The 15470-nt window shown below is 61.4% G+C and carries 12 protein-coding genes; 7 read left to right on the plus strand and 5 right to left on the minus strand.

Features of this window, described 5'->3' with window-relative positions:
- Position 1: 1 nt before the first annotated feature.
- Complete coding sequence (locus SOP95_RS26640) at positions 2 to 1399, minus strand: type VI secretion system Vgr family protein (protein WP_323608861.1); 1398 nt, start codon at positions 1397 to 1399, stop codon at positions 2 to 4.
- 219 nt (positions 1400 to 1618) lie between these two features.
- Here SOP95_RS26640 and SOP95_RS26645 point away from each other — a divergent pair, with 219 nt between their 5' ends.
- A complete protein-coding gene (locus SOP95_RS26645; protein WP_008063883.1) occupies positions 1619 to 2323 on the plus strand; it encodes a YebC/PmpR family DNA-binding transcriptional regulator in 705 nt (234 codons plus the stop codon).
- A 116-nt stretch (positions 2324 to 2439) separates the two neighbouring features.
- Here the strand turns inward: SOP95_RS26645 and zapE are convergent, their stop codons facing one another.
- The gene (gene zapE, locus SOP95_RS26650) at positions 2440 to 3570 is read right to left on the minus strand and encodes a cell division protein ZapE (RefSeq protein ID WP_323608862.1); all 1131 of its coding nucleotides are present in this window, start codon (positions 3568 to 3570) and stop codon (positions 2440 to 2442) included.
- Positions 3571 to 3806: 236 nt separating this feature from the next.
- Between zapE and SOP95_RS26655 the strand changes: the two genes are divergently transcribed.
- The 4 genes from SOP95_RS26655 (at position 3807) to SOP95_RS26670 (ending at position 8655) form a co-directional block, all read left to right on the plus strand.
- Positions 3807 to 4280 (plus strand): MarR family winged helix-turn-helix transcriptional regulator, encoded by a 474-nt coding sequence (locus tag SOP95_RS26655; RefSeq protein WP_323608863.1) that lies wholly within the window; start codon positions 3807 to 3809, stop codon positions 4278 to 4280.
- The gene (locus SOP95_RS26660) at positions 4277 to 5746 is read left to right on the plus strand and encodes an efflux transporter outer membrane subunit (protein ID WP_323608865.1); all 1470 of its coding nucleotides are present in this window, start codon (positions 4277 to 4279) and stop codon (positions 5744 to 5746) included. Before SOP95_RS26655 ends, SOP95_RS26660 begins: the two co-directional genes overlap by 4 nt.
- A 15-nt stretch (positions 5747 to 5761) precedes the next feature.
- Positions 5762 to 6964 (plus strand): HlyD family secretion protein, encoded by a 1203-nt coding sequence (locus SOP95_RS26665; protein ID WP_274074741.1) that lies wholly within the window; start codon positions 5762 to 5764, stop codon positions 6962 to 6964.
- A 161-nt stretch (positions 6965 to 7125) separates the two neighbouring features.
- A complete protein-coding gene (locus SOP95_RS26670) occupies positions 7126 to 8655 on the plus strand; it encodes a DHA2 family efflux MFS transporter permease subunit (RefSeq protein WP_274074742.1) in 1530 nt (509 codons plus the stop codon).
- An 86-nt stretch (positions 8656 to 8741) separates the two neighbouring features.
- Here the strand turns inward: SOP95_RS26670 and lpxH are convergent, their stop codons facing one another.
- Positions 8742 to 9470: a UDP-2,3-diacylglucosamine diphosphatase gene (lpxH, locus tag SOP95_RS26675; RefSeq protein WP_323608866.1), complete on the minus strand. Its 729-nt coding sequence runs from the start codon at positions 9468 to 9470 to the stop codon at positions 8742 to 8744.
- The gene (locus SOP95_RS26680) at positions 9467 to 9970 is read right to left on the minus strand and encodes a peptidylprolyl isomerase (RefSeq protein WP_323608867.1); all 504 of its coding nucleotides are present in this window, start codon (positions 9968 to 9970) and stop codon (positions 9467 to 9469) included. The genes lpxH and SOP95_RS26680 overlap by 4 nt, the downstream gene beginning before the upstream one ends.
- Before the next feature lie 252 nt (positions 9971 to 10222).
- Here SOP95_RS26680 and SOP95_RS26685 point away from each other — a divergent pair, with 252 nt between their 5' ends.
- Positions 10223 to 11920: a glutamine--tRNA ligase/YqeY domain fusion protein gene (locus SOP95_RS26685; protein WP_323608868.1), complete on the plus strand. Its 1698-nt coding sequence runs from the start codon at positions 10223 to 10225 to the stop codon at positions 11918 to 11920.
- A 14-nt stretch (positions 11921 to 11934) separates the two neighbouring features.
- Complete coding sequence (cysS, locus tag SOP95_RS26690) at positions 11935 to 13317, plus strand: cysteine--tRNA ligase (protein ID WP_077185927.1); 1383 nt, start codon at positions 11935 to 11937, stop codon at positions 13315 to 13317.
- 199 nt (positions 13318 to 13516) lie between these two features.
- Here the strand turns inward: cysS and SOP95_RS26695 are convergent, their stop codons facing one another.
- Positions 13517 to 15349 carry a sigma-54-dependent Fis family transcriptional regulator gene (locus SOP95_RS26695; RefSeq protein ID WP_323608870.1) on the minus strand — a complete coding sequence of 611 codons (1833 nt, stop codon included), beginning with the start codon at positions 15347 to 15349 and terminating at the stop codon, positions 13517 to 13519.
- Between the last annotated feature and the right edge of the window lie 121 nt (positions 15350 to 15470).

Raw genomic sequence — 15470 nt, forward strand, 5'->3', positions numbered from 1 at the left:
CTCAGTCGTCCGGACGATTGATCAGCCAGTCGAGCAGCAGGCGGGTGTCACTGTGGCGGGTGTCGGCGCGCACCGCTGGCGGGCTGCGGCGCTGTCCGGTGCTGGCGCAGAACACCGGACGGTCGGGGTCGCTGTCGAGGAAACTGACCCAGCCATCGCTGCCGGCCATGGGCAGCTGGATCGGTTCCGTTGGGGCTTGGGACACTGTCAGTGCGGCAGGTAGCCAGAGGCCCTCTGCGGGATCGACATCCGTGTCGGGCCACAAACTTACCTGCAAACGACCTTGATCATCCTGTGCCGCGTGCTGTCCGGCCGGACCACAGACCCGTGCAGGCTGAAAGCCGGGGATGCGCGGCCTGGCCTGGTCCAGAGGGGGACGAAATACCGTCGACCAGGGGATGGCCGTGAACTGATTGTGATAGCGCCGGGGCCTGCTGTCCTCAGCCAGGATCGAACCCTGCTGTCCCTGGTGTCGCGCCTCGCAGACCAGCCATTGATCGTTGAACCCCGGCACGGGGTGATCTGCCACTTGCACGATGCAGGCGCTGCGTAACAGGGGCTGATTGCTTTGGCCGTGAAGCTGCAACTGCTGGCAACGCATGCGCTGCAGATCGCGGCGGTCGAGTTGATCGTGATGACGTTGCTCCTGAGTGGAGCGGGGCGCGCTCGTGTGGGTGAAAGCGTGATTGGCTGCGCCTTCACCGACCTGCGAAGCACCGCGATTTTTCGCATTCGTTCGTGGGAAAACGGCTTGTGCAGCGTGGCGCTGATACAGCTCGCTGATCGCCGGTTGAGCACTGTCATCACCCTGGAACGGCATCAGCAGCGGCTCCTGGGGAAAGCTCATGTTGTCGTCGGCCAACACCAGCACATGGCTCTGAGCGGAATGTTCGAAGTGGTAGTGAATGCCTTCTTCCTCGCACAGGCGCTGCAGCAAGGCCAGGTCGGTTTCCTCGTACTGAATGCAAAACGGCCGCAGGGGATAGTGCCCGTCTGCCAGGTCCAGGCGATAGCTGTCTGCGCACAAGCCATGCTCCTCCAGCAGCTGGCCCAGGATCATGGGCACGCTGAGACGCTGGAAGACCCGCCGCGATCGGATTCGGTCCAGCGCTTGAAGGGTCGGCACCAGCACCAGTTTATAGCCTATCCGGCCACGTCCTCGATGTTCGCAGCTGGCGCTATGCAGCACGCCATGAATGCCCTGGCCTTGCCCAAGGTCGAGCAGCGCCGGTTGTTGCAGCAGCCGTTCAAGGTTGAGGGCCGGTGCCAGGCCGATCACTTCGATATCGAATCGATAGGGTTGGTTGAGGGCCTCGCGACCGCTGAACTGCACCACTTGCAAACTGAGGTGGTCGTCGAGGAGTGTCAGGGTGAAGGGACTTTCCTTGTCGTTGTGCATCGATCGCGCTTCTACCATGGAGTAGGGACTGCGAGGGTACGAAACCTGCAGGCCTTGTGGACATGGCTAAGCGAAATTTCAGAATCGCCCTACAACCATCGGTAAAAATGTCGATCCGTGGATGAGATTTTTTGGTCGATTGCCAACTTTAGGCCGTATAAACTTGGCGGCATGCGTCGGCCAATAGATGTTTCGGCGCCATAGACAAGAGAGTGAGTAATGGGCGCACAGTGGAAGGTTAAACACAAAGAAGCGGCAGCCAACGCCAAGGGCAAGATCTTCGGCAAACTGGTGAAGGAAATCACCATTGCTGCGCGCAACGGTGCCGATACCGCCACCAACGCACACCTGCGTCTGGTGGTCGAACAGGCCAAGAAAGCTTCGATGCCCAAGGAAACACTGGATCGTGCCATCAAGAAGGGTGCGGGTCTGTTGGGCGAGACCGTGCAATACCATCGCGTGACCTATGAAGGCTTCGCGCCGCACCAGGTGCCGCTGATCGTCGAGTGCGTGACGGACAACATCAACCGTACCGTCGCTGAAATCCGCGTGGCCTTCCGCAAGGGCCAACTGGGCGCTTCCGGTTCGGTGGCCTGGGACTTCAACCACGTGGGCATGATCGAAGCCTCGCCGGACACCCCGGACGCCGATCCGGAGATGGCCGCCATCGAAGCCGGTGCCCAGGATTTCGAGCCGGGCGAAGACGGCGCGACGCTGTTCCTGACCGAACCTACGGACCTGGACGCCGTGCAAAAAGCCCTGCCTGAGCAAGGTTTCACCGTGTTGTCGGCCAAGCTGGGCTACCAGCCGAAGAACCCGGTCAGCGGCTTGAGCGATGAGCAGATGGCTGAAGTCGAAGCTTTCCTTGAAGGCCTCGATAACCATGACGACGTGCAGGATATGTTTGTCGGCCTGGCCGGCTAAACATCTCTCGCAGCTAACCCGATCACCTGTAGGAGCTGGCTGACCAGCGAAGGCGGCATAACGGCCACCATCGCATCGCCAGCAAGCCGGCTCCTACAGATGTGTGTTTCCCCCAGTCAAACCCCCTCCCGCACCTCCACCAACTGCCCCAACCGGCTACGCGTACGCGCCAGGTCAATCGCGTCACCACCCAAACTTTCGCGCAGGGAACGTTGGCCCAGCAAAGTCAGGTGCTTGTCCTGGTCATACAACACGTCGACCAGATTGATGAAACGCTGCTGCGCGGCAATCGTGCAGTCGGCGAGGTCGGGCAGGTCGTCGATGATCCAGTGATCGAAGCGCCGGCACAGTTCCAGATAATCCATGACCGCTGTTGGGTGATCGCACAGGTCGCCGAAGGTGAAGCCGACGGTACGTCCTTCGCAGTAGCGGGCCGAGAGATGGCGAGCGCCGACCGGCAGGGCAATGGCCGGCCCGTTCGGCGCTGGCAGGTTCGCTGCCTGGCGTTGCGCCAGCGTCGCGGGCCAGACGTATCGGCCCTGGGTGAACAGTTGATGCGCATGGGTTCTGGCCTGACTGCGATAGTCGTGCGGCCCGCCGACTTCCATGACCTGCATGCGCGCATTGATCAGGTCGATCACCGGTTTGAAGCGCGCATGGTAAAGCGGGTTGGGCAGCAGGCCTTCCGGCGGGTAGTTGGAGGTGACCAGCAGCAGGATCCCGCGCTGGAACAGCGCCTTGAACAGCCGCGTGATCAGCATCGCATCGCCGATGTCGTGGACGTGAAACTCGTCGAAACACAGCACCCGGCAATCGCTCAGCAACTCATCCAGCGTGGTCGCCAGCGCATCCGGTTGCTCGCGATGGCTGAACATGCCCTGGTGCAGGCGGGCGAAAAAACCGTGGAAGTGCAGTCGCTGCTTCTGGGCGAGGGGGATCGCCTGGAAAAAGCCGTCGAGCAGCCAGCTCTTGCCACGCCCGACGGCGCCATGCAGGTAAAGCCCGGGCAGCGCCTTGCCCGAGGTGCCCAACAGCGTCGAGGCGTGCTGCGCCATGCAGTCGATCACCCGTTGCTGGCTGTGGTTGAGGGTGTAGCCCTGGGAACCGGCCTTGTGGTGGAAGTAGTCGTGAATGACCCGGGCATTCGCGCAGTGACGGTCAGCCCCGGCTGATCCCTTGTCGAACAGGCGGCGCAACGATGGCCAGCGCGGTGTGAGTCGCGAATGCTTGGGCGGTCTAACGGCCACTGTGATGTCCCCGTGATCTTCAGGCGGGCTCCGGGAGCCGCGGCGGCGTAGTTTAACCAGATAGGTAGTTTTGCTTCCAGCGGGTTTCAGGGCGACGACGTCCCTTTATATGGCGCAATACCCTACGCCATTGGTCAACTAATTACAAAGCAACCTAACTATTACGTTGACATTGACTGCCTAGGCAGTAATATCTCGACATACATTCACTGCCTAGGCAGCTAATTGGTGTTCAGATGAAACATTTCACGCCAGACGATTTCCATAATTGCCACCTCGGCCTGCTGCTGGGGCGCGCCGCGCTGCTCAAGGACCGCATCATCGACACGCACATGGAACCCCACGGCATCACCGCCGCGCAGTTCAAGGTGTTGATCATCATCGCCCAGTACGGCGTCGATTCGCCTGGCGAGCTGTGCCGGCACCTGTCCCTGGACAGCGGTTCGATGACCCGCATGCTCGATCGTCTGGAACAGAAAGGTTTCCTCGCCCGCCAACGCTCTGAAGCAGACCGTCGTCAGGTTCAGCTGGTGCTGACCGACGAAGGCCAGAAACTGGCTGATCGTCTGCCGCACATCGGCGCCCAGGCCATGAATGAACTGGCCGGCGCCATCACGCCGGAAGAACTGAAAACCCTGGAGTCGATCCTCAAGAAAATCCTGATAGCGGCCGGTGACTCGATCACCCTGCTGCGGGTAGGTGACCAATGAACAGTAAAACCTTGCGCACCGGCCTGAGCCTGGTGCTGTTGGCCATGAGCCTGGCCGGTTGTGCCAGCTACAGTGGCCTGACCACCGAAGGCGTCAGCCTCGACGCGAAAAACCTCAAGGCGGGGCAATCCCTCAGCGGCGTGACGCTGTCGCCAGCGGCCTGGCCGAAAAGCAACTGGTGGACCAGTCTCGGCGATCCGCAGCTCGACGGCCTGATCCGCGAAGCCCTGCGCGACAGCCCCGACATGCAGATCGCCGACGCCCGCGCCCACCAGGCCAGCGCCGCGGCCTACGCCGCCGACGCCGCGCGGATGCCGACCCTGGATGCCAGCGCCGGCGTCAGCCGTTCGCGTCTGGCCCGAGACCAGGACCCGCTGGGGCAGGGCGACAACTACGCCACCGTGCGCAACGTCAGCGCCACCTTCAATTACAACTTCGACCTCTGGGGCGGTCAGCGTGATGCCTGGGAAGCCGCGCTGGGCCAGGCCCGTGCCGCCGAAGTCGATCAGCAGGCCGCGCAGTTGACCCTGTCCGCCGACGTGGCCCGCGCCTACAGCGATTTGGGCCAGGCGCACATCGTCCATGACCTGTCCGCCGAAGACCTCAAGCGCACCCGGCAAATGCTCGACCTGAGCCAGCGTCGCCTGAGCTCCGGGATCGACAGCCAGTATCAGTTCCAGCAGACCGAAAGCCTGGAAGCCACCTCCCAGGCCAATCTGATCGACGCCGAAAAACGCCTGCAAAGCGCCAAGATAGCGCTAGCCGTACTGCTGGGCAAAGGCCCGGATCGCGGCAATGAAATCGCCCGGCCGAACATTCTCAAGCCCGGTGCCGTGGCCTTGCCGTCGGTACTGCCGGCCGAACTGCTCGGACGGCGTCCGGACCTGGTGGCCGCGCGCTGGCGGGTAGAGGCGGCGAGCAAGAATATCGACGCCGGCAAGACGCAGTTTTATCCGAACTTGAACCTCAGCGCCGCGGCCGGTGCCGAATCCCTGTTGGGGGATGCGATGTTTGGTTCGGCCAGCCGCTTCTTCAATGTCGCACCAACGATTTCCGTGCCGATTTTCGACGGTGGCCGCCTGCGCGCCGACCTCGATTCCCGCGACGCCGACTACGACCTGGCGGTGGCGCAGTACAACAAAAGCCTGGTCAGGGCGCTGGGCGACGTCAGCGACAGCATCAACCAGTTGCGTGATATCGGTCGGCAGATCGCTGCCCAGCAGCACGCCACCGACATCGCCCAGGATTCCTACAACACCGTGGTCCAGCGCTACGGTTCCGGCATCGGTAACTACCTGGACGTGCTCAGCATCGAGCAGCAGTTGCTTCAGGCCCAGCGTCAGCTGGCCAACCTGAATGCCGAGCAGATCGACCTGTCGATCCAGCTGATACAGGCGCTGGGTGGCGGTTTCCAGCCTGAGGCCATTGCCTCGGCCAACGCCGCGCCAGCCACGCTGACCCACTAATTCAAGGTATTTGTCATGGCCACTGCCGATACAACTTCAACCCCTGAAACCCAACCTGCCAATCCCGATTCGGGCAAGCGCAAGTTCATGCTGCTGGTCCTGGCCGCGGTGGTCGTATTGGGCGGCGCGGGCGTCTGGGCTTACCACGAGTTCTACGGGCGCTGGAGCGAAAGCACCGACGACGCCTATGTGAACGGCAACGTGGTGGAAATCACCCCGTTGGTAACCGGTACGGTCGTCAGCATCGGCGCCGACGATGGCGATCTGGTCCACGAAGGCCAGGTGCTGGTGAACTTCGACCCGAATGACGCCGAAGTCGGCCTGCAAAGTGCCCAGGCCAACCTGGCCCGCACCGTGCGTCAGGTTCGCGGCCTGTACAGCGACGTCGACGGCATGAAAGCCCAGGTCAACGCGCAACAGGCCGAAGTGCAAAAAGCCCAGGACAACTTCAACCGGCGGAAAAATCTCGCGGTCGGCGGGGCGATTTCCCAGGAGGAACTGTCCCACGCCCGTGACGACCTGACCTCGGCACAGAACGCCCTGGCCAATGCGCAACAGAAGCTCAAGACTTCCAGCGCGCTGGTGGATGACACCGTGGTTTCCTCGCACCCGGACGTGATGGCCGCTGCGGCGCAATTGCGCCAGGCCTACCTGAACAACGCCCGCAGCACCCTGATCGCGCCGGTCACCGGCTATGTGGCCAAGCGTAGCGTGCAGCTTGGGCAACGGGTGCAACCGGGCGAGGCGCTGATGGCGGTGATCCCGCTGGATCAACTGTGGATCGACGCCAACTTCAAGGAAACCCAGCTGCGTGACATGCGTATCGGCCAACCGGTGGACATCGAAGCCGATCTCTATGGCAGCAGCGTGAAATACAGCGGCACCGTCGACAGCCTCGGTGCCGGCACGGGTAGCGCCTTTGCCTTGCTGCCGGCGCAGAACGCCACCGGCAACTGGATCAAGATCGTGCAGCGGGTACCGGTGCGCATTCATATCAACGCCCAGCAGCTGGCCGAGCATCCGTTGCGCGTTGGCCTGTCGACCCTGGTCGATGTGAACCTGCGGGACCAGAGCGGCCCGGTGCTGGCGCAACAGCCGCCGCAAAAGGCGTCGTTCAGCACCGGCATCTATGACCGCCAGTTGACCGAGGCCGACGCCATGATCACCCAGTTGATCCACGACAACAGCGCTGCGGTCAGCAAGACCGTGCATCGCTGATTCGCCATCACACCGCCCCCCCTGTAGGAGCGAGCTTGCTCGCGATGGTGGTTCAGCTACATCACCGTCGACTGACACTCCATCGCGAGCAGGCTCGCTCCCACAAAGGTCAGCTGCGTCTGTAAAAGGCGCAGCGCCCAACAGGTTTCAAAGGATTCGCGATGAGCAATAACGCGTCTTTCACGCCCCCAAGCCTCGTGCTGAGCACCATCGGCCTGTCGCTGGCGACCTTCATGCAGGTGCTCGACACCACCATCGCCAACGTGGCGCTGCCGACGATTTCCGGCAGCCTGGGTGTCAGTTCGGAGCAGGGCACCTGGGTCATCACCTCCTTTGCGGTGAGCAACGCCATCGCGTTGCCGCTGACCGGCTGGCTCAGCCGGCGGTTCGGTGAGGTGAAGCTGTTCCTGTGGGCGACCGTGCTGTTTGTGCTGGCCTCGTTTCTCTGCGGTATTTCCACCTCGATGCCGGAGCTGATCGGCTTCCGGGTGCTGCAAGGCCTGGTGGCCGGGCCGTTGTACCCGATGACCCAGACGCTGCTGATCGCCGTCTATCCACCGGCCAGGCGCGGCATGGCCCTGGCGTTGCTGGCGATGGTCACGGTGGTCGCGCCGATTGCAGGCCCGATCCTCGGCGGCTGGATCACCGACAGCTACAGCTGGCCGTGGATCTTCTTCATTAACGTGCCGATCGGCATCTTCGCGGTCATGGTCGTGCGTTCGCAGCTCAAGGCGCGGCCGGTGGTGACCAGTTATCAGCCGATGGATTACGTCGGCTTGATCAGCCTGGTCATCGGCGTCGGGGCGTTGCAGATCATCCTCGACAAGGGTAACGACCTCGACTGGTTCGAATCGAACTTCATCCTCATTGGCGCGGCCATTTCGCTGATTGCCCTGGCGGTGTTCGTGATCTGGGAAATGACCGACCGCCACCCGGTGGTCAACCTGCGGCTGTTCGCCTACCGCAACTTCCGCATCGGCACACTGGTGCTGGTGTTGGGCTACGCCGGGTTCTTCGGGATCAACCTGATCCTGCCGCAATGGCTGCAAACCCAGATGGGCTATACGGCCACCTGGGCCGGCCTGGCGGTGGCGCCGATCGGGATCCTGCCGGTCTTGATGTCGCCGTTTGTCGGCAAGTACGCGCACAAGTTCGACCTGCGCTTGTTGGCGGGCGTTGCGTTCCTGGCCATCGGCTTGAGCTGTTTCATGCGCGCCGGGTTTACCAACGAAGTGGACTACCAGCACATTGCCCTGGTGCAGTTGTTCATGGGGATTGGCGTGGCGTTGTTCTTCATGCCCACCCTGAGCATCCTGATGTCGGACTTGCCGCCGAACCAGATCGCCGATGGCGCGGGCCTTGCGACCTTCCTGCGGACCCTGGGCGGCAGCTTCGCGGCGTCGTTGACCACGTGGATCTGGATCCGCCGGGCCGACCAGCACCATGCATACATGAGCGAGAGCATCAGCACCTATGAGCCCGCAACCCGCGAGGCCCTGCATTCATTGGGTGGGGCGAGCAGCCAGGCGTACGCGCAGCTCGATCATGTGCTGACCAGCCAGGCGTACATGCTCTCCACCGTGGATTACTTCACGTTGCTGGGGTGGGCGTTCATGGGGTTGATCGTGATCGTCTGGCTGGCGAAACCGCCGTTTGCGGCGAAGGCGGGGCCTGCTTCTGCAGGACATTGACTGCTAAAAGATCGCAGCCTTCGGCAGCTCCTACAGGGTTATGTGTACACCTGTAGGAGCTGCCGAAGGCTGCGATCTTTTGATCTTTACGGTGTTACGAAATCAAACGGCGCCAACGCAAACCCTTGCTCATCCACCTGCAACGCCCAACCCTGCTTGTCCCAATCCCCCAACACAATGCGCCGGGCCGCCTGTTCGCCAAGCTGCAGCTTGTGGATGGCGGGGCGGTGGGTATGGCCGTGGATCAGGGTTTTCACGCCGTATTGCTGCATGATCCGCGGAATCTCCAGGGGCGTGACATCGACGATGTCATTGGCCTTCATCCGCGTCTGCGCGCGGCTTTCGCTACGCAGCTTGCGCGCCAGCTTATGGCGGGTACGCAGCGGCAGGTGCCGCAGGATAAACAGGGTGATCGGGTTGCGCAGGTAGCGACGCAGCTTCATGTAGGCTTCGTCGCGGGTGCAGAGGCTGTCGCCGTGCATCAACAGCACGGGTTCGCCATTGAACTGCACGACACTCGGATCCTTGAGCAGGGTGCAGCCGGCCTGTTTGCAGAACGCCTTGCCCAGCATGAAGTCGCGGTTGCCGTGCATCAGAAAAATCGCCGTGCCGCTGTCGCTCAACTCGCGCAGGGCCTGGCAGATGGAACGCTGGAACGGCGTCATGGCATCGTCGCCAATCCACGCCTCGAAAAAGTCGCCCAGAATGTAGAGAGCACTCGCCGAACGGGCGCGTCCGGCGAGCAAATCCAGAAACGCCCGGGTAATGTCCGGGCGCTCCTCTTCCAGATGCAAGTCTGAAATCAGCAGTATCACTCAATGATCTCGGCTTTCTCGATGATCACGTCGTCTGCCGGTACGTCCTGGTGGCCGGACTTGGAAGTGGTGGCCACGCCTTTGATCTTGTCGACAACGTCCTGGCCTGCGGTCACTTTGCCGAATACCGCGTAGCCCCAGCCTTGCACGTTCTTGCCGCTGTGGTTGAGGAAGCTGTTGTCAGCCACGTTGATGAAGAACTGCGCGGAAGCCGAATGCGGCTCCATGGTGCGGGCCATGGCGACGGTGTACTTGTCGTTGGAAAGACCGTTGTCGGCTTCGTTCTGGATGCTTGGGCGCTTGTCTTTCTTTTCTTTCATGCCTGGCTCGAAACCGCCGCCCTGGATCATGAAGTTACCGATGACACGGTGGAAAACGGTGTTTTCGTAGTGACCGGCTTTAACGTACTCGACGAAGTTGGCCACGGTGATCGGGGCTTTGTCGGCGTTCAGTTCGAGGACGATGTCGCCGAAGTTGGTAGTCAGTTTGACTTGGGTCATGATCGTTACTCATCAAGAGGAATTCGTGGTGTTGGGACATTAGGTCCCGCAACCGGTTCAGCCAGTCTCGGCCAAGGTGCGCAGTTTAGCGTGACAGGCGCGAATTTCGAGGCTGTTTTTTCATTTACGGCCTATTAAATACGACGGTTTACAGGGTGCGCTCTGTCAGGTACTTGACGGCATCGGCTATGATAGCGGCTTTGTTTTGTCCGGCCTTCATTACGGCCACGCACCAGTACGTTCAAGGATCCTATGAGCAAGCCCACTGTCGACCCTACCTCGAATGCCAAGACCGGCCCTGCCGTGCCGGTCAACTTCCTGCGGCCGATCATCCAGGCAGACCTGGACTCGGGCAAGCACACGCAGATCGTCACCCGTTTTCCGCCTGAGCCCAACGGCTACCTGCACATCGGCCATGCCAAGTCGATCTGCGTGAACTTCGGCCTGGCCCAGGAGTTCGGCGGCGTCACGCACCTGCGTTTCGACGACACCAACCCGGCCAAGGAAGACCAGGAATACATCGACGCGATCGAAAGCGACGTCAAGTGGCTGGGCTTCGAATGGTCCGGTGAAGTGCGCTACGCCTCGCAGTATTTCGACCAGTTGCACGACTGGGCGGTGGAGTTGATCAAGTCCGGCAAGGCCTATGTCGACGACCTGACCCCTGAACAAGCCAAGGAATACCGCGGCAGCCTGACCGAGCCGGGCAAGAACAGCCCGTTCCGCGATCGTTCGGTTGAAGAGAACCTCGACTGGTTCGCCCGCATGCGCGCCGGTGAGTTCCCGGACGGTGCACGTGTGCTGCGGGCCAAGATCGACATGGCCTCGCCGAACATGAACCTGCGTGACCCGATCATGTATCGCATCCGTCACGCGCATCACCACCAGACCGGTGACAAGTGGTGCATCTACCCGAACTACGACTTCACCCATGGTCAGTCGGACGCCATCGAAGGCATCACCCACTCGATCTGCACCCTGGAATTCGAAAGCCACCGTCCGCTGTACGAGTGGTTCCTCGACAACCTGCCAGTACCGGCCAACCCGCGCCAGTACGAGTTCAGCCGCCTGAACCTGAACTACACCATCACCAGCAAGCGCAAGCTCAAGCAGCTGGTCGATGAAAAGCACGTCAACGGTTGGGACGACCCGCGCATGTCCACGCTGTCGGGCTTCCGCCGCCGTGGCTACACGCCGAAGTCGATCCGCAACTTCTGCGAAATGATCGGCACCAACCGTTCCGACGGCGTGGTCGACTTCGGCATGCTCGAATTCAGCATCCGTGACGACCTCGACCACAGCGCCCCGCGCGCCATGTGCGTGCTGCGTCCGCTGAAAGTCGTGATCACCAACTATCCGGAAAGCCAGGTCGAGAACCTCGAACTGCCATGCCACCCGAAAGAAGACATGGGCGTGCGCGTCCTGCCGTTCGCCCGGGAAATCTACATCGACCGTGAAGACTTCATGGAAGAGCCGCCAAAGGGCTACAAGCGCCTGGAACCGAACGGCGAAGTGCGCCTGCGCGGCAGCTACGTGATCCGCGCCGACGAAGCGATCAAGGACGCCGATGGCAACATCGTCGAACTGCGTTGCTCCTACGATCCGGACACCCTGGGCAAGAACCCTGAAGGCCGCAAGGTCAAGGGCGTGGTGCACTGGGTGCCGGCCGCTGCCAGCGTCGAGTGCGAAGTGCGCCTGTACGATCGTCTCTTCCGTTCGGCCAACCCTGAGAAGGCCGAAGACAGCGCCAGTTTCCTGGACAACATCAACCCTGACTCGCTGCAGGTACTCACCGGTTGTCGTGCTGAACCCTCGCTGGGCAATGCACAGCCGGAAGACCGTTTCCAGTTCGAGCGCGAAGGTTACTTCGTCGCGGATATCAAGGACTCGAAACCGGGCGCTCCGGTGTTCAACCGTACCGTGACCCTGCGTGACTCCTGGGGCCAGTGATTCAAGGAAATAACGTGCTTACGATCTACAACACGCTCACCAAGAGCAAAGAAGTCTTCAAGCCGCTCGATGGCAACAAGGTGCGCATGTACGTGTGCGGCATGACCGTGTACGACTACTGCCACCTGGGGCACGGTCGCAGCATGGTCGCGTTCGACCTGGTGACCCGCTGGTTGCGCTTCAGTGGTTACGACCTGACCTACGTGCGCAACATCACCGACATCGACGACAAGATCATCAACCGGGCCAATGAGAACGGCGAGTCGTTCGAAGCCTTGACCGAGCGCATGATCGCGGCGATGCACGAAGACGAAGCGCGCCTGAACATCAAGAAGCCGGACATGGAGCCGCGCGCCACGGACCACATCCCTGGCATGCACGCGATGATCCAGACCCTGATCGACAAGGGCTACGCCTACGCCCCGGGCAATGGCGACGTGTACTACCGCGTCGGCAAGTTCATGGGCTACGGCAAGCTGTCGCGCAAGAAAATCGAAGACCTGCGCATCGGCGCGCGCATCGAAGTCGACGAGTCCAAGCAGGACCCGCTGGACTTCGTGCTGTGGAAAGCCGCCAAGCCGGGCGAGCCAAGCTGGGAATCGCCATGGGGCGCCGGGCGTCCGGGCTGGCACATCGAGTGCTCGGTGATGTCCACCTGCTGCCTGGGCGAGACCTTCGACATCCATGGCGGCGGCAGCGACCTGGAGTTCCCGCACCACGAAAACGAAATCGCCCAGAGCGAAGCGGCCACTGGCAAGACCTACGCCAACGCGTGGATGCATTGCGGCATGATTCGCATCAATGGCGAGAAGATGTCCAAGTCCTTGAACAACTTCTTCACCATTCGCGATGTGCTCGACAAGTACCACCCGGAAGTCGTGCGTTACCTGCTGGTGTCGAGCCACTACCGCAGCGCCATCAACTATTCGGAAGACAACCTCAAGGACGCCAAGGGCGCCCTGGAGCGTTTCTACCACGCGTTGAAAGGCCTGCCGACTGTTGCTCCTGCTGGTGGAGAAGCCTTCGTCGAGCGATTCACCCAGGTGATGAACGACGACTTCGGCACGCCGGAAGCCTGCGCGGTGCTGTTCGAGATGGTCCGCGAGATCAACCGCCTGCGCGAGAGCGATCTCAACGCAGCGGCCGGCCTGGCTGCCCGATTGAAAGAACTGGCCAGCGTGTTGGGCGTATTGCAGCTCGAAGCCGATGACTTCCTGCAAGCCGGCGCCGAAGGGCGTGTGGATGCGGCTGAAGTCGAAGCGCTGATCGCTGCGCGCCTGGCGGCACGTGCCGGCAAGGACTGGGCCGAATCCGACCGCATCCGCGACCAGCTCACCGCCATGGGCGTGGTGCTGGAAGACGGCAAGGGCGGGACGACCTGGCGTTTGGCTGACTGATTGCTGCTTGCGTTACAGACAAAACCCGCCTTGTGCGGGTTTTTGTTTTTGGGCAGATTGGCGGGTTCCAGTGGTGTTTGATCTGGCGCCTTCGCTGGCAAGCCAGCTCCTACAGGGTCGCGTCGTTCGCCAACATTTCGTACACCACGGACACTGTAGGAGCTGGCTTGCCAGCGAAGAGGCCCGTCCGACCAACTCATCACTCAGCCTGGCGCAACCGCTTGTAAAGGGTATTGCGACTAACCCCCAACCGCCGGGCCAAATGCGAAATATTCCCCCCCACCGCCTGCAACTGCCGATTCAACGCCTCGGCATCATCAAGATCCACCGCCAATGGCTCCGCCGTCTCCACCGGCTCCATCTCCAGATCGACAAAAAAATCATCCGGCAAATGCTCCGGCCGCACCTGTTGTTCCTCGGCCATGGCCAGCGCCACCTGCATTACGCTGCTGACCTGCCTTAGATTCCCCGGCCACGGATGACGGCTGAACAATTCCAGCACTTCGCGGCTCAATCCCGCCCATTGCGAAGGCTCGCGGTGCTGTTCCCACAAGCGTTTGAACAGCGCCTCCTTGTCACTGCGCTCTCTCAACGGCGGCAGTTCCAGGGTCAGGCCGCCGATTCGGTAGTACAAATCCTCGCGAAAACGCCCCAGTTGCACCTGCTCACGCAAAGAACGGTTGGTCGCGGAAATGATGCGGATGTCCACCGGGAATAACTCACTGCTGCCCACCGGCTGCACGCATCGCTCCTGCAACACACGAAGCAAACGGGCCTGGGTCGGCAGCGGCATGTCGCCGATTTCATCGAGGAACAGCGTGCCTTTGTCGGCCTTGCGAATCAGGCCGATACTGCCTTTCTGGTTGGCCCCGGTGAACGCGCCTTTTTCATAGCCGAACAGTTCTGACTCCACCAGTTCTGCGGGGATCGCGGCGCAGTTCACGGCGATGAACGCCTGTTTGCTGCGCGAGCTGGCCTGGTGCAGGGCTTTGACGAACACTTCCTTGCCGACCCCGGTTTCGCCATGAATCAACAACGGAATGTCTTTTTCCAGCAAGCGCTCGGCCTGGCGTACGGCTTTTTCTACACGGCTGTCGCCAAAATGCAAAGTATTGAGGCTGATTGCTGCCGGTGCTTGTACGGCAGGTTCAACGAACACTCTGGCCTGGATCGGCACCTGTGTCGGACGTTTGAGCAAGCATTGGAAACGATTGCGTCCGGAGGCCTGGAGCGAGAAGGGCAGGCCTTCGGGTTGGTTCAGCAGCTCCAGCAGCGAGACCTTGAACAGGCTCTCGACACTGACCCGCGACAGGCGCACGCCAAGCAGGTTGTCGGCGCGGCGGTTGGCGGACAGCACCTGGCCGCTCTCATCGAAAATCAGCAAGCCGGCCCACTGGCTGTCGAGGTTGTTCAGGCCGGTGTTGAAAGTCAGTTGAAAATGCTGGCCGTGGAACAGGTTGAGGATCAGCCGGTTTTCCACGGTCTGGCTCATCATCTTGACCATGCCCAGGGTATGGGAGGGCGGCAGGTAGCTGTCGCTGGATACATCCAGCACGGCGATGACCTTGCGCTCGGCATCGAAAATCGGCGCGGCGGAACCGGTCATGAAGCGGTTGGCCTTGAGGAAGTGCTCATCGTGCTCGATGTGCACCGCCTGCTCGCAGGCCAGGGCGGTACCGATCGCGTTGGTCCCGCTGCAGCGCTCCATCCAGCTGGCGCCCGCGCTGAAGCCACGGGTCAGGCTCGGCTGGATAAACCGTTGGGTGCCCCAGGACGTCAGCACCTGGCCCTGATTGTCGGCGAGCATGATCAGGCAGTTGGAGTTGCTGAGGATGTTTTCGTAATACGGCAGCACTTCCTGATGGGTGGTCTGCACCAACGAATGCTGGCTCTCCAGCAACTGCGCGATGCCTTCAGCCGGCAGCTGGTCGAACGCCGGGGTGCTCTGGTGATCGAGGCCGAACGCGCGGCAGCGGGACCAGGAGTCCTGGATGATGGCGTCGTGGGATAGCGCGGTGGCAGGTACGGCCATGACAGTCAGCCTCTGAATCAGCATTTTTATTGTTTTTATGGTGCATGCGATCCCCTGTAGGAGCTGCCGCAGGCTGCGATCTTTTGATCTTGAAAAACAAAATCAAAAGATCGCAGCCTGC

Source organism: Pseudomonas sp. YuFO8 (assembly GCF_035065025.1).
Taxonomy (GTDB): Bacteria; Pseudomonadota; Gammaproteobacteria; order Pseudomonadales; family Pseudomonadaceae; genus Aquipseudomonas; species Aquipseudomonas putida_AE.